Source organism: Pseudoxanthomonas composti (genome assembly GCF_004122095.1).
GTDB lineage: Bacteria > Pseudomonadota > Gammaproteobacteria > Xanthomonadales > Xanthomonadaceae > Pseudoxanthomonas_A > Pseudoxanthomonas_A composti.
Map to the genome: position 1 here is coordinate 93,101 of NZ_SAWZ01000010.1, position 20,761 is coordinate 113,861.

The 20,761-nt window shown below is 68.2% G+C and carries 11 protein-coding genes; 8 read left to right on the forward strand and 3 right to left on the reverse strand.

The window, feature by feature from the left end; genetic code table 11:
* Nucleotides 1-210: 210 nt before the first annotated feature.
* A complete protein-coding gene (locus EPA99_RS16120; protein ID WP_129472268.1) occupies nt 211-2,634 on the reverse strand; it encodes a TonB-dependent receptor plug domain-containing protein in 2,424 nt (807 codons plus the stop codon).
* 200 nt (nt 2,635-2,834) lie between these two features.
* On the opposite strand from EPA99_RS16120, the gene EPA99_RS16125 reads away from it, so the two are divergent.
* The 3 genes from EPA99_RS16125 to EPA99_RS16135 all read left to right on the forward strand — a co-directional run bounded on the left by EPA99_RS16125 (nt 2,835) and on the right by EPA99_RS16135 (nt 4,738).
* On the forward strand, nt 2,835-3,314 hold the full coding sequence (locus EPA99_RS16125; RefSeq protein ID WP_164978678.1) for a DUF3574 domain-containing protein: 480 nt from the start codon (nt 2,835-2,837) through the stop codon (nt 3,312-3,314).
* Complete coding sequence (locus tag EPA99_RS16130) at nt 3,314-4,165, forward strand: hypothetical protein (protein WP_129472269.1); 852 nt, start codon at nt 3,314-3,316, stop codon at nt 4,163-4,165. Before EPA99_RS16125 ends, EPA99_RS16130 begins: the two co-directional genes overlap by 1 nt.
* 84 nt (nt 4,166-4,249) lie before the next feature.
* A complete protein-coding gene (locus EPA99_RS16135; RefSeq protein WP_129472270.1) occupies nt 4,250-4,738 on the forward strand; it encodes a GNAT family N-acetyltransferase in 489 nt (162 codons plus the stop codon).
* Nucleotides 4,739-4,772: 34 nt separating this feature from the next.
* Here the strand turns inward: EPA99_RS16135 and EPA99_RS16140 are convergent, their stop codons facing one another.
* Nucleotides 4,773-7,781 carry a TonB-dependent receptor gene (locus EPA99_RS16140; RefSeq protein ID WP_129472271.1) on the reverse strand — a complete coding sequence of 1,003 codons (3,009 nt, stop codon included), beginning with the start codon at nt 7,779-7,781 and terminating at the stop codon, nt 4,773-4,775.
* Between the two features lie 340 nt (nt 7,782-8,121).
* Between EPA99_RS16140 and EPA99_RS16145 the strand changes: the two genes are divergently transcribed.
* The 4 genes from EPA99_RS16145 (at nt 8,122) to EPA99_RS16160 (ending at nt 16,198) form a co-directional block, all read left to right on the forward strand.
* Nucleotides 8,122-10,050, forward strand: coding sequence for a CocE/NonD family hydrolase (locus tag EPA99_RS16145; RefSeq protein ID WP_129472272.1), 1,929 nt, complete (start codon nt 8,122-8,124; stop codon nt 10,048-10,050).
* Nucleotides 10,051-10,310: 260 nt separating this feature from the next.
* Nucleotides 10,311-11,915 (forward strand): SulP family inorganic anion transporter, encoded by a 1,605-nt coding sequence (locus EPA99_RS16150; protein ID WP_129472273.1) that lies wholly within the window; start codon nt 10,311-10,313, stop codon nt 11,913-11,915.
* A 351-nt stretch (nt 11,916-12,266) separates the two neighbouring features.
* Nucleotides 12,267-14,849: a bifunctional lysylphosphatidylglycerol flippase/synthetase MprF gene (gene mprF, locus EPA99_RS16155; RefSeq protein WP_129472274.1), complete on the forward strand. Its 2,583-nt coding sequence runs from the start codon at nt 12,267-12,269 to the stop codon at nt 14,847-14,849.
* Nucleotides 14,846-16,198 (forward strand): virulence factor family protein, encoded by a 1,353-nt coding sequence (locus EPA99_RS16160; protein WP_129472275.1) that lies wholly within the window; start codon nt 14,846-14,848, stop codon nt 16,196-16,198. Before mprF ends, EPA99_RS16160 begins: the two co-directional genes overlap by 4 nt.
* Nucleotides 16,199-16,287: 89 nt before the next feature.
* On the opposite strand, the gene EPA99_RS16165 is transcribed toward EPA99_RS16160, so the two are convergent.
* Nucleotides 16,288-18,249, reverse strand: a complete 1,962-nt coding sequence (locus EPA99_RS16165) for an acetyl-CoA hydrolase/transferase C-terminal domain-containing protein (protein ID WP_129472276.1) — start codon at nt 18,247-18,249, stop codon at nt 16,288-16,290.
* 317 nt (nt 18,250-18,566) lie between these two features.
* Between EPA99_RS16165 and fhuE the strand changes: the two genes are divergently transcribed.
* A complete protein-coding gene (gene fhuE, locus EPA99_RS16170; RefSeq protein ID WP_129472277.1) occupies nt 18,567-20,750 on the forward strand; it encodes a ferric-rhodotorulic acid/ferric-coprogen receptor FhuE in 2,184 nt (727 codons plus the stop codon).
* Nucleotides 20,751-20,761 lie beyond the last annotated feature (11 nt).

The window sequence follows — 20,761 nt, forward strand, 5'->3', positions numbered from 1 at the left end:
ATGGTGGACAAGCTTCGCGTTGTCCACCCTGCGCAGCACATCGGGTGGATGACGCTTCACCATCCACCATCGCCGTCAGCGACGTAGGGTGGATTACGCTTCTCCATCCACCATCGCCATCCCCCTCCCGCAATAACGGAAGGTCCCGTGGCGCGAGCAGCGGCGCGTCTTGGCAGTGCCGCCCCCGCGCCGCCCGCGACCCGGCAACGATCAGAACGTGTACCGGACCCGGCCGTAGTAATACGCGCCGTTGCTGCCGATCGGCGAGAGCACGTCGTAGGGCAGGTTGCCGAAGTAGTAGATGTCCTCGTTGGACTTGTCCGGGTACTGGTCGGTAAGGTTCTGGCCACCCACCGCCACGCTCCACTTCGGCGTGATGCGGTACTCCACCTCCGCATCCAGCTGGTACTCGGCGCTGTAGGTCTGGCGCGGGACGTAGCCGCCGCCGAAGTCGAACACGCGCGTGGCCTTGCCGTGTCGGGTCAGGCGCGACTGCAGCGACCACTGCGCATTGCTCCAGCTAGCGGCGATGGCCGCGCGCGTGCGCGGGGTGGCCTCGGTCAGGGTGTTGCTCTCCTCCAGGCCGAACAGCACGTAGTCCGGGTCCAGCGCCAGCAGCTGGCCCGGGGTGGCCACGATGTTCTGCAGCTCGGTCTTGGCGTAGCTCCAGGTGCCGGTGAGCAGGAGCTCCCCATCGCCCAGCGCGTGGCGCCAGTTGCCGACGAACTCGGCACCGCGCGTGCGCGTATCGGCCGCGTTGATGAAGTAGCTGGCGCTCTGCACGCCGCTGACGCCGAAGTTGTCCTGCACGAAGCTGGTCAAGGCCGGCCCGCTGATGTCCTCGGACAAGGCGACGCGGTCGTCGATCTCGATCTGGAACAGGTCCAGCGACAGGTCGAAGTGCTCGCCCAGGCGACTGGTGAAACCCAGGCTGTAGTTCAGCGACTTCTCCGGCTTGAGATCGCTGGCCCCCAGCGCGCGCGCGATGGGGTTGTTGACCGACAACAGCCGGCCCTGGGTCAGGCGGCCGGCAGCGTCGTAGCCGGTGGAGGTGGCCTCGTAGCCGATCTGGCTCAGGGACGGGGCACGGAAGTTGTTGGAGACCGCGCCACGCAGCGCGAAGGCCGGGGCGAATTCATAGCGCGCGGCCAGCTTGCCGGTCCATTGGCCGCCGAAGTCCTGGTAGTGCTCGTAGCGCACGGCCGCATCGGTGGAGAGCCGCTCGCCGAACTGGCTGGAGACGTTGCCGTAGGCGCTGACCACATTGCGCGACAGGTCGGCCTCGTCCTGCGGGGTCAGGCCGCCACCGGCCTGCGAGCCGGTCGGGCGATCGGTGTAGGGGCCTGCGGCGTAGCTGGCCGGGTCGCCGGCGCCGGTCTGGTACTGCTCGCGGCGCAGCTCCACGCCGGTGCCCAGGGTGTGGGTGGCGCCGCCGGCGTCGAAGACCCGGCTCAGGTCCAGGTTGGCCACGGTCTGGTCGAAGGCGTAGTCGCCGGTCTTGAAGCGCGTCGGGCTGTCCGGGCCGAGCGAGGCATTGAGCGAGTTCTTCAGCCGGTAGGTGAAGTCGTTGCGGCCGTAGTCCAGGCTGGCGTCGTAGGCCCAGCTGCCCCACTGGCCGCGGGCGCCGGCCACGGCCTGGGTGTCGCGGTTCTCGCCCAGCGAGATGGGGCGGTAGCCGTTGGGATACACCTGCGGCCAGTTGGAGGCACCTTCCGGATAGCGGAAATAGTTGGCGCCCTGGGTGTCGCGCTGGTTGAAGGTGCCGAAGAAGTAGAACTCGCCGCTCTGGCCGAATGGCAGCTTGCCGTTGAGCCAGGCGTTCAGGCCCTTGGTGGCGCCATCGCCCAGCACGTAGTTGCGCTGGCCCTGCACGGCCAGGTTGGCATCGGTCTGTTCCCACGGCGGGATCTGATCGAAGCCGGCGCGGTTGGTCGCCTCGCGGTTCTTCAGCTCCAGGCCGACGCGGAAGAAGCCGCCGTCATCGCCCAGGCGCGTGCCGACCTTGCCGCTGACGAAGCTGGTCTGGCCGTCGGTAACGGTGCGGTCGATCGGCTCGACGTCGGTGTGGTGCGCGCCGAAGCTGGCTTCCCAGGCCCCGCCCTCCGGGACATCGTCCAGGATCACGTTGATCACCCCGGCCACGGCATCGGAGCCGTACTGGGCGCCGGCGCCATCGCGCAGCACCTCGATGCGCTTGATCGCGCTGATCGGGATGGCGTTGAAGTCCACCGGGGTGGTGCCCTTGCCGATCTTGCTGTCGGTGTTGACCAGGGCCGAGACGTGGCGGCGCTTGCCGTTGACCAGCACCAGCACCTGGTCGGGGGACAGGCCGCGCAGCTGCGCGGCGCGCACGTGGTCGGCGCCGCCGGAGTTGGACTGGCGCGGGAAGTTGAACGAGGGCAGCAGGTTCTGCAGCGCGCTGCCCAGCTCGCCATTGACCACGCCGGCCCGGCGCAGATCCTCGGCAGTCAGCACATCCACCGGCGAGGTCGACTCCAGCACCGTGCGGTCGGCCGCGCGCGTGCCGGTGACGATCACCGTATCCAGGTTGGTCGCCGCTTCCTGGGCATGGGCGGGCAGGGACAGGCTGGCGGCAATGGCCAGGCCAAGCGGGGCAAGGGCGAAACGGGACATGCAACGGCTCCGGTGTGCAGGGTGGGGTCCCGGAGAACTAATCCATTACATTCATCCGGATGGAGCGATATATTATCCCGCCGTTAATTGTTGGGCCACTGCCTGACTCATGACGGAGGCGAATAAGACAATGCGCACCGGCCATGACCCGCGGCGGCGCGCCTGGCCCATCCTCCCGTCCCCACACCCCGGAGTCTTCCATGATGTTTCGACCCCTGCTGCTGGCCTCGCTGCTGGCGCTCGGTGCCTGCACCACCACGCCTGCGACCCGCGCACCGGCGGCCGCCACCGCCACCGCCACCCTGCAGGGCGACGCGTTGCGCCCGGCCCAGGCGGGCGGCTGGGTGCGCAGCGAGCTGTACTTCGGCGTGGGCGAGGAAAGCGGCGCAGCCGACCGTCCGCAGACCGAGGGCATCAGCGACGAGAAGTGGCGCGCTTTCCTGGACAAGGAGGTGACGCCGCGCTTTCCCGATGGCCTGACCGTGTTCGATGCCTACGGCCAGTGGCTGTTCCGCGGCGCGGCCGAACCCAACCGCCTGAAGACCAAGGTGCTGGTGGTATTGCACGAGGACAGCCCCAAGCGCCGCGCCGACATCGAGGCCATTCGCCTGGCATGGAAGCAGGCCACCGGCCACCAGTCGGTGCTGTGGTCGCGGCAGCCGGTCGACGTCTCATTCTGATGCGCGCCCGCTGCGCGGCTTGCCTGGCGCTGCTGCTGGCCCTGCGCCTGCACGCGGCCGCGGCGGCGGCCGACACGATGCGTGTGGAGATCGAGCCGGGCCGCCAGGCCGAGGTCGCCATCACCCCGGAAGGCCGCGTCCAGGTGCGTTTCCTCCCCGGCGATGCGATGCAGGTGCTGCAGGCGCCGGTGGAGGATTGGGATGGCCAGGTGGCGCTGGGCCATGACGACTACGACTTCGACGGCCGGCAGGACTTGGTGCTGTCCGCCACGCTGGGCCAGGTGAACCTGGCCAACGTGGTCTATCGCTTCGATCCGGCGCGGCAACGCTTTGGCCTGCTGGAGGTGCCGACCAATGCACCCACCAGCTGCGAGGGCTTCTGGGCGCTGCTGCCGGACGCGGCCACGCGCACCTTGACCAGCAGCTGTCGCGGCGGTCCGATGTGGTACACGGACGTGTACCGCTATACCGACGATGGTCAGCTCTACGTCTACCAGTCGCAGCAGCTGCTGGAGCAGCTCGCGTTCCCGCCGTTGGAGCTTCCCTCCGATGACCAGGACGATGCGCTGCCGTTGTCGCGCTGGACGACCTACGACGCCCACGGCCGCGTCCTGCACCGGTTCCTGGGCCAGACGCCGCAGGCCGGCGCCACCGCGACCGTGGCGGTGTCGGAAATGGCGTTGTACGACGCGCCGCGCGCAGGCCGCGCCCGGCGCATGCTGCGTGCGGGCGAGCGCGTGGAACTGCTCGATCTCGATGATGGGGGCACCTGGCTGCAGGTCCGCCATGGGGGCCCTGGGCGTGCCGCGATCAGCGGCTGGCTCAGGCTCGATCCGCTGCAGACCCCTTAGACAGGCCTGCGCTATCGAAAGATGGCTTTTCTGTCAGGCGCCAAGGCGACATGATCGGCGGACCCCCATCACACTTCCCCTCCCATGCCTGCCGACAGCCCGCTGCAACGCTGTGCCTTCGAAATCCGCCAGGACGACCTGACGACAGAGCCGGTCCGCGCGCTGCTGGCCTATCACCTACGGCAGATGCATGAGAACTCGCCGGCCGGCAGTGTCTTCGCGCTGGACCTGTCGGGCCTGCAGGCGCCGGAGGTCACGGTGTGGAGTGCCTGGCAGGGCCAGGCGCTGGCCGCGGTCGGTGCGTTGAAACAGCTGGGCGATGGCGCGGCCGAACTCAAGTCCATGCGCACCCATCCGGACTTCCTGCGCCAGGGCGCGGCGGCGGCGATCCTGGAGCACATCATCGCCCAGGCACGGGCGCAGGGGCTGCGCCGCCTGAGCCTGGAGACCGGCAGCGGCCCGGCCTTCGAGCCCGCGCTGGCGCTGTACCAACGCCGCGGCTTCGCCAGCGGCCCGGCGTTCTCCGACTATGTCGCCAGCGACTTCAATCAGTTCCTGCACTTGTCCTTGTGAGGCCCCCGGCCGGGTCGCGGCCGGGGGCGGATGCTCAGAAGTCGTAGGAGACCGAGAGCCGTAGCGCCCGCGGCGCCTGCCGAATGGTCACGGTCTGGAACAGCGGGTTGTTGGGGCTGGCATCGCTGCTGGGCGAGTTCTGCGCGAAGGCGTAGCGCTGCAACGCTGCCTGCTGGTCGAACGCGTTGAACAGGCTGGCGGTGAAGGCCAGGCGGTGCGCGGCGAAGGCCGGCGTCCAGGTCACCCCCAGATCCAGCTGCGTCATCCAGGGCATGCGTCCTTGCTTGCCGGGCGGCGAAGGCTCGCCGTTGCAGAAGTGGTAGACGCTGCCATAGCCAAGCGGATCCAGTTGCTCGGTGCCGTAGTAGCTGAGGCAGTGCCTAGGCGTTCCCGAGATCGCCGCGAAGTTGGCCGAGACCAGCCACTCCGGCGAGAAGGTGTAATAGCCGTAAAGCTTGAGCTGGTGGGTATGGTCGTTGTTCTGCGGACCGTTGGTGTGCTCCATGATGGTCCAGTTGTCCCAGTCGTAGCTGGTGGACGTGCCGCCCTGGCTGGCATCGGAACGGACCTGTCCTTCGGTATTGCCATAGCTGCGCGAGAAGACGTAGCTGGCCTTGCCGTACCAGTTGTCGGCCACCGGGTGTTCCAGCACCGCTTCCAGGCTGTAGTACTTGCGGATCAGCTGCTGGCGGAAGCCCAGTGCGTCGTTGCTCATCGTAAAGTCGAAATAGCGACCGTCGCTATCGACCATGGTGAAGGTGTTGGAGCGTCCCGGGTTGATCAGGTAACAGCTGTTGTAGTTGACCACGTCGTGCCCGGCGGCGTTGGCCGCTTCCACGACCTGCCACATCGAGCAGAAGTCGTCGATGGCGTTGCGCAGGTTGCGAAACGTGCCTTTGACGCCCCAGACCCAGTCGCTGCCCAGGGTTTTCTCCAGGCCCAGGATGTATTCGTCCTGATACTCCGGCTCCAGGTTGCGCGCCGTGGCCGTCTTCGGGTCTGGCGCCTGTCCGAACTGGTTGAGCGCTGAGTACTCCTCGGAGATGGTGGTCAGCCCGGTCGGGGATCCGTCGGCGGCAATGCCCGAGTAGGTGTAGAGCTGGGTGGTGTTGTAGAAGCCGGCGGCGACAAGCAACCCGGGGTTCAACGGCAGGCCCAGGTAGTAGCGGCCCGCATTGGCGTAGACCTTGAAGCTCGAATCGCCATGCACATCCCAGGCCGCGCCAAGCCGCGGCGCCCACTGCGGCTTGGTCTGGCGGATGTAGGGCACGCCATCGGAGTTGTAGTTGGTGAACTGGTCGTTGCGCAGGCCCAGGCTCAGCAACAGGGTATCGCCCACCCGCCACTTGTCCTCCAGGTACTGCGCCTTCTGCGAAGAGCTGACCGAGGTGATGCCGCTCCAGGTGTTGCGCTGGACGTAATAGCCCTGGGCGCCGTTGGGGAAGTTGGCGACCGCGCCGATGCCGTGGGAGGCATCAAGCGGCAGGCTGGGGTCATCGGCGCGTTGATAGACCCACACGTAGCCTGGACCTGGCGCCCGGCCGCCCTGGTCGATGGCCTCCGAGCGGATGTTGTCGATGCCGGCGCTGAGCGTGTGATCGCCCAGCACCCAGGTCAGGTCCAGGCGCAGGTTGCTGGACTGGTTGCCGCGGTCGGGCTCGGTGATGTCGCTCTGGACCTGGTTGTTGAAGATCGGGCTGCCACCGTTGTAGGCCGGGTTCTGATAGGTCCAGTTGTCCACGCGCGCCACGCCCGGGTCGTAGTCCGGCGGCTGGGCCTGGTACATCTTGGTGTCCATCTCGCCGTACGTTGCGGTCAAGGTCAGCGCATCGGTCAGATAGCCGGTATAGCGGGCGACCCACATGTCGCCGCCATGCTCGGTATCGCCGTTGCGGTAGAGCAGGTCCTTGCGCTGGAAGGTGTCGTAGTCGTAGCCATAGACGTTGCTGCTGGTCTGGTACTTGTCGCGCACGCCCGTCAGTTCGAGCATGTGGTTGTCGGTGATGTTCCAGTTCACCTTGGCGTAGCCGCGGGGCATCTTGGTCGTGGTGCGCACGTAGTTGCCGCCGCTGTCCAGCGTGTTGGTGCTGCCCCCCCAGTTGCGTTGCAGTTCCCCGGCGGCGAAGAAGAACAGGTGGTCCTTGACGATGGGGCCGCCGGCGTAGAGGGACATGGTGTAGTCGTCGGTTCGACTGGCGCCGTTGTAGAGGTAAAGATCGCCTGCCAACGGCGAGTCCGGCACGCCGTTGGCGTAGTGCGAGTTCTTCGCCGTCGCGCGGCCCCAGTCGGGCTGCCAAAGCACCTGCGCCCCGTAGTGCCATGCATTGGTGCCATGCTTGCCGATGGCATTGATCACACCGCCATCGGAGCGGCCGAACTGCGCGCTGTAGCCGCCGGTATAGACCTCCTGCTGGTCGATCGCGCCATAGGGCAGGGTCAGGCCGCCGGCCGTGTTGAGGGGGTCGGTCGTGTTGAAGCCGTTGATGTAGTAGGCGTTCTCGGTGGGCGAGGAGCCGCCAAAACTCACCAGTTCTTTCCCGGTGTCGCTGCGGAAGCCACCACTGTTGGCGACCACGCCCGGCGCCAGCCTGGCGATGTCTTCGGCATTGCGGGCCAGCGGCAGACGCGCGAGTTGCTCGGCGGTGATGACCGTGCGCGAATCGACCGAGGAACTGTCGATGGCAGGCACGGTGGCGGCGGAGACCTTGACCGCCGCCAGATCGGTGGCGGTACTGGAGAAGGACACTTCGGTGGCCACGCCCACCTTGACCAGCACCTGCTGGCGGCTGCCCACGTCCACACCATCGCGCGTCACCGTCACCGTGTACTGACCTACCGGCAGCGCCGGCGAGCGATAGCGTCCGTCGGCCTCGACCGGGATATCGCGGCCGGCACCGGTGGCGCTCTGGATGTGGATGACCGTGCCGGCCTGGGCCTGGCCGAACAGGGTGCCAGTGGTGGACTGGGCAAGCGCCGACGGCGCGACGGACAGCATGAGGGCCAACCCGAGGGCCTGCGCCAGGGTTGAACGGGTGGGGGACATGAGTGCGTTTCTCCGGGAAGTGAGGGTGCGCGCCACCGCACCGGCCCGGGTGCGGGCCAGTGACATGGCGGATGGTGCGGGTCGAAAAAAAGCGGTCCTGCGACGCGCCGCGCGCGGCACGTTCCTGCAGGGTCATGCGACTGCAGACGTCCCTATCGGTCCTAGCCCCGGACTGACAAAGCTGTCAGTCGTGTCATCTTTCTATCAGCCTGCAAACGTTTTCACAACAGTTTCATGTAAGCTCGATGTAACCGCTTCCACTCCCGCCCAGCCTGAGGCTCCGGTTTTTGCATCAGGCAGATCTAAGGCGGTCTTTAAACCCGTGACTCGGAGCTGTGCGATGCGTATTGCCTTGGCGCTGCTGGCGCTGCTGATGTGGTCTCCGCAACAGGTGCTGGCGCAGGCCGCAGCCGACATGCCGGAGAAATTCGAGCGGGTGACCGCAGGGTTCGACTACGACCTGCGCACGGTGGAGATCCCGATGCGCGACGGGGTCAAGCTGCACACGGTGATCGTGCTGCCACGGGGAGGCAGGCAGTTGCCGATGCTGCTGACGCGGACTCCCTACGATGCCGAGGGCATGACCGGGCACCTGCGCAGCAGCCATCTGGTCGATGCGCTGGAAGGCTACGACAACTTCCCTGAGCTCTTCGCCGATGGCCGCTATATCCGCGTGGTGCAGGACATCCGCGGCAAGTACGGCTCGGAGGGCGCCTACATCGTCAACCGTCCGCTGCGCGGGCCGCTCAACGACAGTGCGACCGACCACGCCACCGACACCTGGGACACGGTCGACTGGCTCTCGCGCCATGTGCCCGAGAGCAACGGAAAGGTCGGCATCCTGGGTATCTCCTACGACGGCTTCACCAGCCTGATGGCCTTGGTCAAACCGCATCCGGCGTTGAAGGCGGTGGCGGCCATGAACCCGATGGTCGACAACTGGAAAGGGGACGACTGGTTCCACAACGGGGCCTTCCGCCAGATCAACCTGCCCTACATCTACAGCCAGGTGGGCACGCGCGCCAACAGCGTCACCTGGTGGGACGACACCCCGGACCAGTACACCCTGTTCCTGCGTGGCGGCTCGGCTGGCGCCCTGGCCAGCGCCCGGGGGATGGAGGACATCGGCTTCTATCGCAAGCTGCTGGCGCACCCGGCCTACGACGCGTTCTGGCAGCAGCAGGCGGTGGACCGCGTGCTGGCGCAGCAGCCGCTGGAGGTCCCCACCATGCTCGTCCACAGCCTTTGGGACCAGGAGGACATCTACGGGGCCATGGCCGTTTACCGCGCGCTAGCCAGGGATGAGGCCGAGCGGGCGCGCCTGTGGCTGGTGATGGGGCCCTGGAACCACGGCGGCGAACAAGGCGAGGGCAGCGCGCTGGGCGCCATCCGCCTGGGCAGCGATACCTCCCGGACTTTCGTGCACGACATGCTGCGCCCGTTCCTGGACCATTTCCTCCAGGACCAGGCGCCAGCGCTGAGCTTGGCGCACGTCAACGCCTTCCGGACCGGCGAGAACCGATGGGAGTCCATGTCCGAGCTACCACGGGCGTGCGCCAGCGGTTGCCCGGTACAGCCCCGGCGTCTGTACCTGCAGCCAGGCATGCGGGCGGGGTTCACGCCCGGCGCGACGGGGCAGGCAGGCTACACCGCCGATCCGGCCAAGCCGGTGCCGTATCTGCCCCTGCCCATCTTGACCAGCGAAAAGGACAGCGCGTGGGGACACTGGCTGGTGACCGACCAGCGCGAGATGGGCGCGCGACCGGATGTTCTTTCGTTCGTGACCGAGCCGTTGACCCAGCCCCTGCGCATCACAGGGATGCCGCAGGTGGAGCTCACGGTGAGCACCAGCGCGCAGGATGGCGACTTCGTGGTGAAGCTGATCGATGTCTATCCCGATGCGGTACCCGGACAACCGGAGATGGGCGGGTATCAGCTGATGGTGGCGGCAGACATCCTGCGCGCGCGCTATCGCCAGGATCCGGCGCGGCCCGTGCCGATGACGCCGGGACAACTCACGCCCCTCAAGTTTTCCCTGCCCCAGGCCCATCATGCCTTCCTGCCCGGCCATCGCCTGATGGTGCAGGTGCAGTCCAGCTGGTTCCCCCTGTACGACCGCAACCCGCAGCGCTGGGTGGAGAACATCTTCCAGGCCAAGCCTGAGGACTACCTGCCCGCGCAGATCACCGTGCAGCTGGGTGGGCCGCAGGCAAGCGCGTTGATCCTGCCTGTCGAGGGGGTGCCGGCGCCGCTGCCGGCCGATCGCTGAGCCGCCCCGCAGCAGCGCACGGCCGCAGGCGTGGCCGGAGACGGGCGCGTGAGCGCGCTGGCCGGCGGATCGAACAGTGCAGCCGCGCTTGGCGGCCTCACCCACCTGGCTGATGGACCAGCCCAGGCGCGCGCTGCGCCCCAAGCCTGCGCGCGTGGGCGGATCTGCCAGCAGAACGGCTGGCTGTGTCCCAGTGGTGTCGTTGCCCACGACGGGTTGGCCGCCTAGCATCGCTGTCCCCCTTCGTGGTGCCTTCCTGCATGCCCAGCCCCTCATCGCAGTCCCCTGAGCGCCCGCGCTGGTTCGTCGCCGGCGACCTCAACGGCTTCTTCGGCCTGGTGGTCGACAACCTGTCGATCCTGGGCTTCATCGCCATGGCGCTGGTGGGGATGTTCCAGTTCCCCGCCGAGGTGGTGTTCGGCCGCATGTTTCCCGGCACCGCCTTCGGCGTGCTGGTCGGCAACCTGCTGTACACGCTGATGGCGCGCCGGCTGGCCCAGCGCACGGGCCGGGCCGATGTCACCGCGATGCCGCTGGGCCTGGATGCGCCCACCAGCATCGGCATGGCGCTGCTGGTGCTGGGCCCGGCCTTCCTCGGCTTCAAGGCCCAGGGGCTGGACCCGCAGGCCGCTGCGGTGGCCACCTGGAAGCTGGGCATGGCTTCGCTGATGGTGATGGGCCTGCTGAAGCTGGTGCTGTCCTTCTTCGGCGAGGCGGTCACGCGTGCCTTGCCGCGGGCGTCGCTGCTGGGTTCGATCGCGGGCATCGCCCTGGTGCTGATGGGGTTCCTGCCGCTGGTGGAAGCCCTGCGCTCGCCCATCGTCGGCCTGGTGACGCTGGGCCTGCTGCTGTACGTGCTGATCGCCGGGCAGCGCCTGCCGATTCCGCTGCCGGGCGTGCTGGTGGCCTTCATCGTCGGCACGGTGCTGTACTACGGGCTTGGCTCGATCGGCCTGGGCGCACCGGGCTTCACGCTGCCGGCGTGGACGCCGCCGCAGGTGGTGCTGCCGCTGCCGACCCTGGGTTTCATCGATGGGCTGCCCTCGACCGTGCCCTACCTGCCGCTGCTGCTGCCCTTCGGCCTGCTGATGGTGGTCGGTGGCATCAACGTCAGCGAGAGCGCGCGCGCGGCCGGCGATGACTACCGCACCCGCGACATCCTGCTGGTGGAAGCCTTCGCCACCCTGGTGGCGGGTTTGTGCGGTGGCGTGGCGCAGACCACGCCCTACATCGGCCAGCCGGCCTACAAGCACATGGGCGCGCGCAGTGGCTACACGCTGCTGACGGGGGTGTTCATCGGCATCGGCGGCATGCTCGGCATCGTCTCGGGTCTGGTGCAGTGGCTGCCGATGGCGGTGCTGGCGCCGATCATCGTGTATGTCGCCATCGACATCACCACGCAGGCGTTCCAGGCCACGCCGCAGAAGCACGCCGGGGCGATGGTGCTGGGCTTCCTGCCGTCGGTGGCCTACCTGCTGGCGATCAAGGCGCCGGGCTGGATCGCGCCGGAACAGATGGCGGCCATGCGCACCACGCTGGACGGTCACGGCCTGCCGGAGCTGGCGGTGATCCTGGCCCTGGGCAACGGCTTCATCATCACCGCGATGCTGTGGACCGCGGCGGTGGTGGCGATGGTCGATGGCCGCCTGCTGCGCGGGGCGGGGTTCCTGCTGGTGGCTGCGTTGCTGACGCTGTTCGGGCTGATCCATTCGGTCGATCCGCGCGGCGGCGTCTACCTGCCGTGGCAGCTGGAGGGGCTGGCCCGCACCATCAGCTGGCAGTTCGTGGGCGCCTACCTGGCCCTGGCGGCGCTGATGGCCGCGCTGTCGCTGCTGCCGGTCAGGAAGGGCGCGGCGGGGCACTGAGGCTTGCACCCGATGCGCCGGCGCCTGGCCGGCGCGCCCCTCGAATCAACGCTCCCACAGGTCGGCCGCGCCTGTGGATTGCAGGCGCCGCCGCTGCGCTTGCACCTGTGATGGATTGCGCAGCGGGGCGCTTGGCACATTGCCGTTGATCAGCGGGTCAGGGGCTGGCCCACCTGCCGGTGGCCGCCGCGTCGCGGTCAGCCCGGCGCGACATGTGAAGACTGGCTGTCGCCTGACTGGCATCATGGCCCGCGGTGCCGAAACGGGGCGGCCCATTGATGGCAGCCGATGCCTGCGCGCATCATGTGCCGCTTCTCACAGCCCGTCACGCCAACGCGTTCCAAGGATTCGATGCGCCTGACGTTACGCCGCTTTTCCCAGGTCTGGACCAGCCGACTGCTACAGTACGGCGCGCGTTGGAAGACCGTGGCGCTGTTGGCCGGCGCCATTGTGCTGGTGGGGCTGGTCTCCGAGGCCTTCCACGGTTTCTGGACGCAGATCCATTACGCGGCGGTGGTCGAGGCCATGCGCGCCACCCCGTGGCAGCAGTTGGCCCTGGCCCTGGGCGCCACCGCCGTCAGTTTCGCCAGCCTCACCGGGTACGACGCGTCCTCGCTGCGCTACGTCGGCGCCAAGGTGCGCTATCCCATCGTGGCCAAGGCCTCGTTCATCGCCTATGCGCTGGCCAACACCATCGGCCTTGGGGTGTTCACCGGCGGGGCGGTGCGCATGCGCCTGTACGGCGCGGCCGGCGTGGAGCCGGGCACCATCACCAAGGCGATCGCCTTCAATGCCCTGGCCTTCGGGCTGGGCATCAGCGTGGTGGGCGCGGTCGGCCTGATGGTCGATGCGCAGGCGCTGGCGCCGGTGCTGCGCCTGCCACCGGGCATCCTGATGGTCATTGGTGGCGCGGCCCTGCTGGTGACGCTGTGGCTGCTGCTGATGTGCCACAAGGGGCAGGCCAGGATCGGCCGTTGGACGATCCAACTGCCCACCCCGGCCCTGGCCTGGGGCCAGCTGGCGCTGTCGGCACTGGATATCGTCGCTACCGGCGCGGTGCTGTGGTTCCTGCTGCCGGCCGGCACCATCGATTTCATTACCTTCATCGGCTTCTTCGCTGCGGCGATGGTGGCCGGCGTGATCAGCCACGTGCCTGGTGGCCTGGGCGTGTTCGAAGCGGTGATGCTGGTTGCCCTGGGCGGGCGTATCTCACCGGAGGCCCTGGCCAGCGCCCTGGTGCTCTATCGCATCATCTACTACCTGTTGCCGCTGCTGCTGGCGCTGCTGGTGCTGGTCTCGCACGAGGTCGGCAATGCCACCACCACGCCGGTCGCGCGCGCGGTGGCCAGCCTGGCGCCGCGCTTGCTTGCCGCCTTCACCCTGGTGGTGGCGGTGATGCTGCTGGTGTCCGGGGTGACGCCCTCGACCGTCGAGGCGATCCAACTGCTGTCGCTGAGCGTGCCGCTGCCGCTGGTGGAGGCCTCGCATTTCCTGAGCTCCATCATCGGCGTGGTGCTGCTGTTCGTGGCGCGGGCCCTGCTGCGGCGCCTGGATGCGGCGTGGTGGGCGGCGCTGGTGATGACCATCGTGGCCCTGCTGCTGGCCCTGCCCAAGGGCGTGGCGCTGACCGAGTTCCTGCTGCTGGCCACGCTGACCCTGGCGCTGGCGGTCTCGCACAAGCAGTTCAACCGCCGCGCCTCGCTGCTGGCCGTGCCCTTCAGCGGCGGCTGGCTGCTGGCGATGGCGGCCATCTGCGTGGCGGTGACCGGGCTGCTGTTCTTTTCCTACCAGGATGTCGAGTACCGGCAGCAGCTGTGGTGGCGGTTCGAGTTCGATGCCGAGGCGCCCCGTTCGCTGCGGGCGATGGTGGCCATCGCCATCCTGATGCTGGCCATCGCCATCCGTCAGCTGCTGCGCGGGCATCCCTCCGCGCTGGCCCTGCCCGGACCGGCCGAGCTGAGCCGCGCGGCGGAGATCGTCCGCGCCAGCGATAGTGCCGACGCCGGCCTGGCGCTGACTGGCGACAAGCACCTGCTGTTCTCCGATTCGGGCAAGGCGTTCCTGAGTTTCGGCCGCAAGGGCCGCTCGTGGGTGGCGCTGGGCGATCCGGTGGGCCCGCGCGAGGAATGGAACGAGCTGGTGTGGCGCCTGGTCGAGCAAGCGCGCGATGCCGGTGCGCGCGCCTGCTTCTACCAGGTGCGCCCGGAGTCGCTCACCCTGTACCTGGATGCCGGCCTGCGCCTGTTCAAGCTGGGCGAGTACGCCTATGTGCCGCTGGCCGATTTCAGCCTGCAGGGCAAGCGCCGGCAGAACCTGCGCACCGCGGTCAATCGCGCCGAGCGCGAGGGCATGAGCTTCGAGGTGATCGAGATCGAACGCGTGCCCGCCCTGCTGCCCGAACTGCGCGCGGTCTCCGATGCCTGGCTGGCCAAGCACAAGACCGCCGAGAAGCGGTTCTCGGTGGGCGCCTTCGTCGATGCCTACATCCTGCGCAACCCGGTGGCAGTGGTGCGCAAGGACGAGAAGGTCATCGCCTTCGCCTCGCTGCTGTCCACCGGCACCGCCCAGGAGGCCAGCGTGGATCTCATGCGCCACGCCGAGGACATGCCCAACGGCACCATGGATTTCCTGTTTGCCCGCCTGATGCAGCACTTCGCCGCGCTGGGCTACCAGCGTTTCGGCCTGGGCATGGCGCCGCTGTCGGGCATGGCCGGACACGCTCTGGCGCCGAAGTGGCACCGGCTGGGCCGCATGCTGTTTTCGCATGGCGAGAATTTCTACAACTTCCGCGGGCTGCGCTCGTTCAAGGAAAAGTTCGATCCCCGCTGGGAAGCGCGCTATCTGGCCTCGCCCGGGGGCATCACCCCGTTGTTCACGCTGGCCGACATCGCGGCCCTGATCAGCGGCGGCTACAAGGGAGTCATCTCGAAATGATCCGTCCGCTTCTCGCTGCGGTGTTGTCCCTGGCCGCGCTTGCGCCCTGCGCCGCGCAGGAGCGGCTGTCGCATGGCTTCTTCGAGGACGTGGCCCTCTATCGGCCCAAGGGCGAAGCCGCGCGTGCGGTGCTGCTGCTGTCCGACGCGCAGGGCTGGGATGCGCACGCGCAAGCCCTGGCGAGCGCGCTGGCGGCCGATGGCGCCTTCGTCGCCGGCATCGATACGGCCAAGCTGCGCAAGGCCTTCATCGCCGATGGCGGCACCTGCACCTTTCCGGCCGGCGACCTGGAGAACCTGTCGCATTACCTGCAGGGCTATGCGCGCCTGCCGGGCTACCGCACGCCGGTGCTGGTGGGCGTGGGCGCGGGGGGCTCGATCGCCTATGCGATGAGCGCCAAGGCGCAGCCGGCGGTGTTCGCCGGCGCGGTCACCACTGGCTTCAAACCGGTGCTGGACTGGGGCAAGCCGCCGTGCAAGGACCAGGCGGACCTGTTCCAAGCCGGTGCATCCAAGACCGAAGTCGCCTTGCGGCCGGTCACGCCGCTGGCCGCGCCCTGGGTCGCGCTGGCAGCGCCTGCGCAGGTCGAAGCGCTGCGCGCGTTCCAGCAGGGCATGAAGGGCGCGGCGCTCAGTCGCAAACCCTCCGTGCAAGGCGTGCTTGCGGCGACCCGCGCGCTGGGCAAGACCAGCGCGATGGACGACACGCCGCCGGCCCCCGGCAGCCTGAAGGACCTGCCGCTGATCGAGGTCAAAGCCACGGCCGCCGAAAGCGACACCTATGCGGTGCTGCTCAGCGGCGATGGCGGCTGGGCGGGACTGGACAAGGAGGTGGCGGCGGCGCTGGCGGCCAAGGGCATTCCGGTGGTGGGCTTCGACTCCCTGCGCTACTTCTGGACGCCGCGCAAGCCCGAAGGACTGGCCAAGGACCTGGACCGGGTGCTGCGCTACTACGGCCCGCAGTGGAAGAAGAAGCGCGTGCTGTTGCTGGGTTATTCGCAGGGCGCCGATGTGCTGCCCTTCGCCATCAATCGCCTGCCGGCGTCCACCCGCGCGCAGATCGCGCAGACGGTGCTGATGGGTCTGAGCGAGAAAGCCTCCTTCGAGTTCCATGTCACCAACTGGATGTCGGTGGACGACGACGATGGCCTGCCGATCCTGCCCGAGGCCAGCAAGCTCAGTGCCGCGCAGACGCTGTGCGTCAAGGGCGAGGGCGAGAACGACTCGCTGTGCGACCGCATCCCGCCGGCGCACGTGCAGGTGACCTCGCTGCCAGGCGGGCATCACTTCGGTGGCGACTACGCGCGCCTGGCCGAGGTGATCCTGCAGCGGGTGCCCAAGGCGCCTTGAGCGCGCCTCGGATGACCCAGCTCCCACAAGGCCGCGCCGCCAGAAGGTTCGCGGCCCCAGTGGTCTCTGCCGTTCTGGCCTTCAGGTGTTCAGCCCATCGGGTGTTGGCGCGTGCGTTCCAACGCCAACGCCAGCAGCCGTGCCTCGATCCAGGCGCTCAGGCTGCCGGGTGCATTCAGTCCCATGCGTGACAGGCAGCCCGGGTCCGCAGTGCCGCCCGAGACGATCGCGCCGAGCAAGTTCGCAAGCCGCGCGCGGCGTGTGGCCGTGTGGTCCTTCAGCCAGCCCAGGGCGCGCACCAGGCGCTGCTCGGTGGCGGTGAAGTCGCTGCCCAGCGGGTAGTCGGGCAGGGTGCCGTCGCGGCGGAAGGGCCCAAGCGCGGCGGCCAGCGCCTCGGGCGTGTTGCCGGAGGCCGATACAGCCACGGCGTGCTCCTGGCCCAGCTTGCCCGCGGCGATCGCCTGCTGCCGCAATGGCGCCTGGAAGCGCGCGTCGGCCACGTCCAGCATGCGTGCCACGCAGTCCTCGTCGGCCTGCCCGCGCAGGTCGGCGATGCCGTATTCGGTGACGTAGAGATCGCGCAGGTGCCGCGGGATGGTGGTGTGGCCGTAGTTCCAGCGCAGGTTGGACGCGGCCTTGCCCCCAGCCTCGGCACGGGTGGCCCGCAGCATCAGGACGCTGCGGGCATCTTCCAGCGCATCGGACATGGCCACGAAGTTGTACTGCCCGCCCACCCCGGAGACCACCCGCCCGTCCTCCAGCCCGTCGGAGACCGCCGCACCCAGCAGTGTGGCCATCATGCAGGTGTTGAAGAAGCGCGCGTGCTGGCGCTGCAGACGCTCCAGCGCCTCATCGCCGCCGTAGAGCTGGTTGATCTGGCTGATGCGGCGCATGCCGATGGCCCGGCGCTGTTCGCGGTCCAGGTTGCGCAGCCAGTCGTAGAACTCGGGCGAACCCAGGTAGAAGGCGCCGTGCAGGTACTGACCTTCCTCCAGCAGCCGCTGCCGGTCCGCGTCGCTGGCGCTGCCTTGCTGCAGGCGCTGCATCAGGGGCAGGTCATCGACCACGCGGCGACGGATCACCCCGTGCTGCACCAGCTGGCGGAAGCCTTCGTTGAGCATCTCGCTGCAGCCGTACAGGCCCGTCTGGAAGGGCTCCAGCCCCCCGCTCTCCACCACCGCCGGATGTTCCGGCAGCCCTGGGTCCAGCGCCGCCAGCACCTGGCGATAGCGTGCGTTGTCGGTATGCCGCAGCACCAGCGCGTGGCTGAGCGCGTCGGCCAGGGCGCCGATGCCGATCTGCAGGGTGCCGCCGTCGCGCACCACGGCGCTGGCGTACAGGCCGATGGCGTAATCGACATCGCCCACCGGCTGGCGCGGCAGGGCGAACAGCGCCGGGTGCGGGCCGGGTGGGGACAGGACCACATCGAAGAAATCCTCCGGCACCGCCGCGCTGCCGCCCAGCCAGGGCAGGTGCGGATCGATCTCGGCCACCAGCAGCGGCCGCGGCAGGCCGCGCCGGGCGATGGCGTCCAGCAGGTCCTGGGTGGTGTCGTTGTTGCACGAGAGCGATAGCGCGGTGCCGTGCGGCTGCCGGGCGACCTTCTGCACGATCACGTTGGGCGCACGCTGGGCCACCGCATCGGCCGCGGCGGTGTAGTTGAGGCTGGTGTAGGCGCGCTGGGCCTGGCGGCTGCGCAGCAGCGCGCCGGACTGCATGTAGAACTCCTCCACCCGGATATGCGCCGGCAGAGCATCGGCACGCAGCGCCTGCACGTAGCGCAACCGCGGGAAGTCCTGGCCAAAGTGGCGCGCGGCGAAAGGTCCGAAGAATCGCGCCTGCAGGCCGCTGCCGACTTCGGGCGGGTCCAGCGACAGGGCGGTGTATAGGTGCAGCGCGCGCGAAGAATCGGCCGCTATGCGCTCGTAGAGCGCGTTGAGCAGGCGATGCGGCTTGCCCAGGCCCAGCGGCGCGGCAAGCCGCAGCGGACCGGGGACACGGGACAGGAGCAGGTCGACGGCGTCGGACAGGGTGGTGAGGTGCTCAGGCATGGGGCCTAGCATGGCCGCGCCCCCGTCCAGCCATTGTCGCGGTGGTGGCAAGCGCGGCCGGGGGAGCGCCTGGCGCCCGAGGTCCCTGCCAGGGCCGCCCACGCGCCGGTGTCGCGAATGACATGGCAAATGCGAATTGTTTTCATTAAAATCGTCCGATTGCTGGGTCTCCACCTCGATGGACTGCCCCGGCCTTGGTCGAACGCCGATGGCGACCTGCTGGCAGGACGTCCCCGCACCGGCCCTGTGTGTCCCTCGCCCCCGCAGGCCTGTGCCTTTCGGGTGCCTTTGCATCTACTGACCGACTTGGATTGCCCATGACCCGTTCTCCCCGTGTTGCCCCGCTGCTGCCGCGCCGCGTACTGTCCCAAGCCCTGCTGGGCGCGCTGGCCCTGTCCGCCCTGGGCCCGGCCCTGGCCGATGAGACACCGGCCAGCGATGAGGACCAGGCCACCACGCTGGATACCTTGATGGTCCGCGGCGAACGCGCGGAAGGTTATTCGGTGCGCAAGACCACCGCCGGCACCCGCTTCAATCTGTCGGCGCGGGAGATCCCGCAGTCCATCAGCATCATCAGCCACCAGCGCATCCAGGACCAGAACCTGGACGAGATCATTGACGTGCTGGCCAACACCACGGGTGTGAGCAGCACCCAGTCCGATAGCGAGCGCACCGAGTTCTACGCGCGCGGTTTCTACATCGACAGCTACCAGTTCGACGGCCTGCCCACGCAGATGGTGCAGAACTGGAGCTATGGCGACTCGGGCCTGGACCTGCAGCTGTACGACCGCGTGGAGGTGGTGCGCGGCGCCACTGGCCTGCTCAGCGGCGCGGGCAATCCCTCGGCTTCAGTCAACCTGGTGCGCAAGCATGCCGACAGCGCCGAGCTGACCGGCAACGTCATGTTGAACGTCGGCGAGTGGGGCCGTACCCGCACCACGGTGGACGTGACCACCCCGCTCAACGCCAGCGGCAGCGTGCGCGCCCGGGTGATCGGCAGCTACCTGGACACCGAATCGCAGATGGAGCGCTACGACCAGTACAAGACGCTGGGCTATGCGGTGATCGACGCCGACCTCACCCCGCGCACCCAGCTCAGCGTGGGCTACGACTACCAGCACAAGCGCGCCAACGGCGCCACCTGGGGTGGCTTCCCGATGCTGTATTCCGACGGCAGCCGCACGCCGTACGACGAAACCTTCAACTCCGCGGCCGAGTGGACCTACTGGGACACCACCAGCAAGCGCGCCTTCGCCACCCTGGCCCATGCCTTCGAAAACGACTGGAAGATCCGGCTTGGCCTGACCCACGATGAGACCAAGGCCGACGACAAGCTGTTCTACCCGGCCTACAACGACTGGAGTACCGGCGCTTCGTTCTTCGACCCGGTGACCGGCACCGGCGTGTCGCCCTCGGCTGGCTTCTACAACACCGAGCGCAAGGTCGATGCGGTGGATGGTTACGTGGAGGGCCCGTTCCAACTGTTCGGACGCCAGCACCAGTTCATGGCCGGGCTGAGCTACAACAAGCGCGACTACGCCAACTACGGCGACTATCAGGTGGGCGGGCCGGGCCTGGCTTGGGACCCCTTCACCAGCTACCTGGGCTGGACCGGCGCGATCTCCCAGCCCAACTGGAACCCGCTGGCCCTGGCCAGCGAGGGGTCGATCACCCAGAAGGCCGGCTACGCCGCGGTGCGCCTGGCGCTGGCCGATCCGCTGACGGCCATCCTTGGCGCCCGCTACACCGACTGGGAAAGCGAAGGCGAACTGGCCGACCGCTCGCACAAGGCGACCACGCCCTACGCCGGCTTGGTCTATGCGATCGACGACACCTGGTCCACCTACGCCAGCTACACCGAGATCTTCCAACCGCAGGTCGCCCGCGACCGTAACGACAACTATCTCGACCCGGTCGATGGCAAGAACTACGAAGTCGGGGTCAAGGGCGCCTGGTTCGACGACCGCCTCAACGCCTCGCTGGCGGTGTTCCGCATCGAGCAGGACAACGTGGCCCAGCTCACCGGCGAGCCCATCATCGGCCGTCCTGGCGAATTCGCCTCCATCGCCGCGCGCGGCACGGTCAGCCGTGGCTTCGAGCTGGAGCTCAATGGCGAGCTGCGCGAAGGCTGGAACGCCAGCTTCGGCGCCTCGCGTTACGTGGCCAAGGACATCAATGGCGCGGACATCAACAGCCGCCTGCCGCAGACCACGCTGAAGTTCTTCACCAGCTATACGCCGCGCTCGCTGACCGAGCTGACCTTCGGTGGCGGCGCCAACTGGCAGAACCGCATCTACTACCCGGTGCCGGCCTATGGCCGCATCGAGCAGGGCGCCTACGCGCTGGTCAGCGTGTTCGCCCGCTACCGCATCGCCCCGCAGTTCAGCGTGCAGCTCAACGTCAACAACCTGCTGGACAAGGAATATCTCTCCCAGATCAACGGCTACGGCGCCTTCGGCGAAAAGCGCAACGGGCAGGTGACATTCATCTGGTCGTTCTGATCGCATCGCGG

Coding starts and splice junctions, on each gene's coding strand:
- EPA99_RS16120 (WP_129472268.1), bottom strand. CDS start 2,634: ATGTCCCGTTTCGCCCTTGCCCCGCTTGGCCTGGCCATTGCCGCCAGC.
- EPA99_RS16125 (WP_164978678.1), top strand. CDS start 2,835: ATGATGTTTCGACCCCTGCTGCTGGCCTCGCTGCTGGCGCTCGGTGCC.
- EPA99_RS16130 (WP_129472269.1), top strand. CDS start 3,314: ATGCGCGCCCGCTGCGCGGCTTGCCTGGCGCTGCTGCTGGCCCTGCGC.
- EPA99_RS16135 (WP_129472270.1), top strand. CDS start 4,250: ATGCCTGCCGACAGCCCGCTGCAACGCTGTGCCTTCGAAATCCGCCAG.
- EPA99_RS16140 (WP_129472271.1), bottom strand. CDS start 7,781: ATGTCCCCCACCCGTTCAACCCTGGCGCAGGCCCTCGGGTTGGCCCTC.
- EPA99_RS16145 (WP_129472272.1), top strand. CDS start 8,122: ATGCGTATTGCCTTGGCGCTGCTGGCGCTGCTGATGTGGTCTCCGCAA.
- EPA99_RS16150 (WP_129472273.1), top strand. CDS start 10,311: ATGCCCAGCCCCTCATCGCAGTCCCCTGAGCGCCCGCGCTGGTTCGTC.
- mprF (WP_129472274.1), top strand. CDS start 12,267: ATGCGCCTGACGTTACGCCGCTTTTCCCAGGTCTGGACCAGCCGACTG.
- EPA99_RS16160 (WP_129472275.1), top strand. CDS start 14,846: ATGATCCGTCCGCTTCTCGCTGCGGTGTTGTCCCTGGCCGCGCTTGCG.
- EPA99_RS16165 (WP_129472276.1), bottom strand. CDS start 18,249: ATGCCTGAGCACCTCACCACCCTGTCCGACGCCGTCGACCTGCTCCTG.
- fhuE (WP_129472277.1), top strand. CDS start 18,567: ATGACCCGTTCTCCCCGTGTTGCCCCGCTGCTGCCGCGCCGCGTACTG.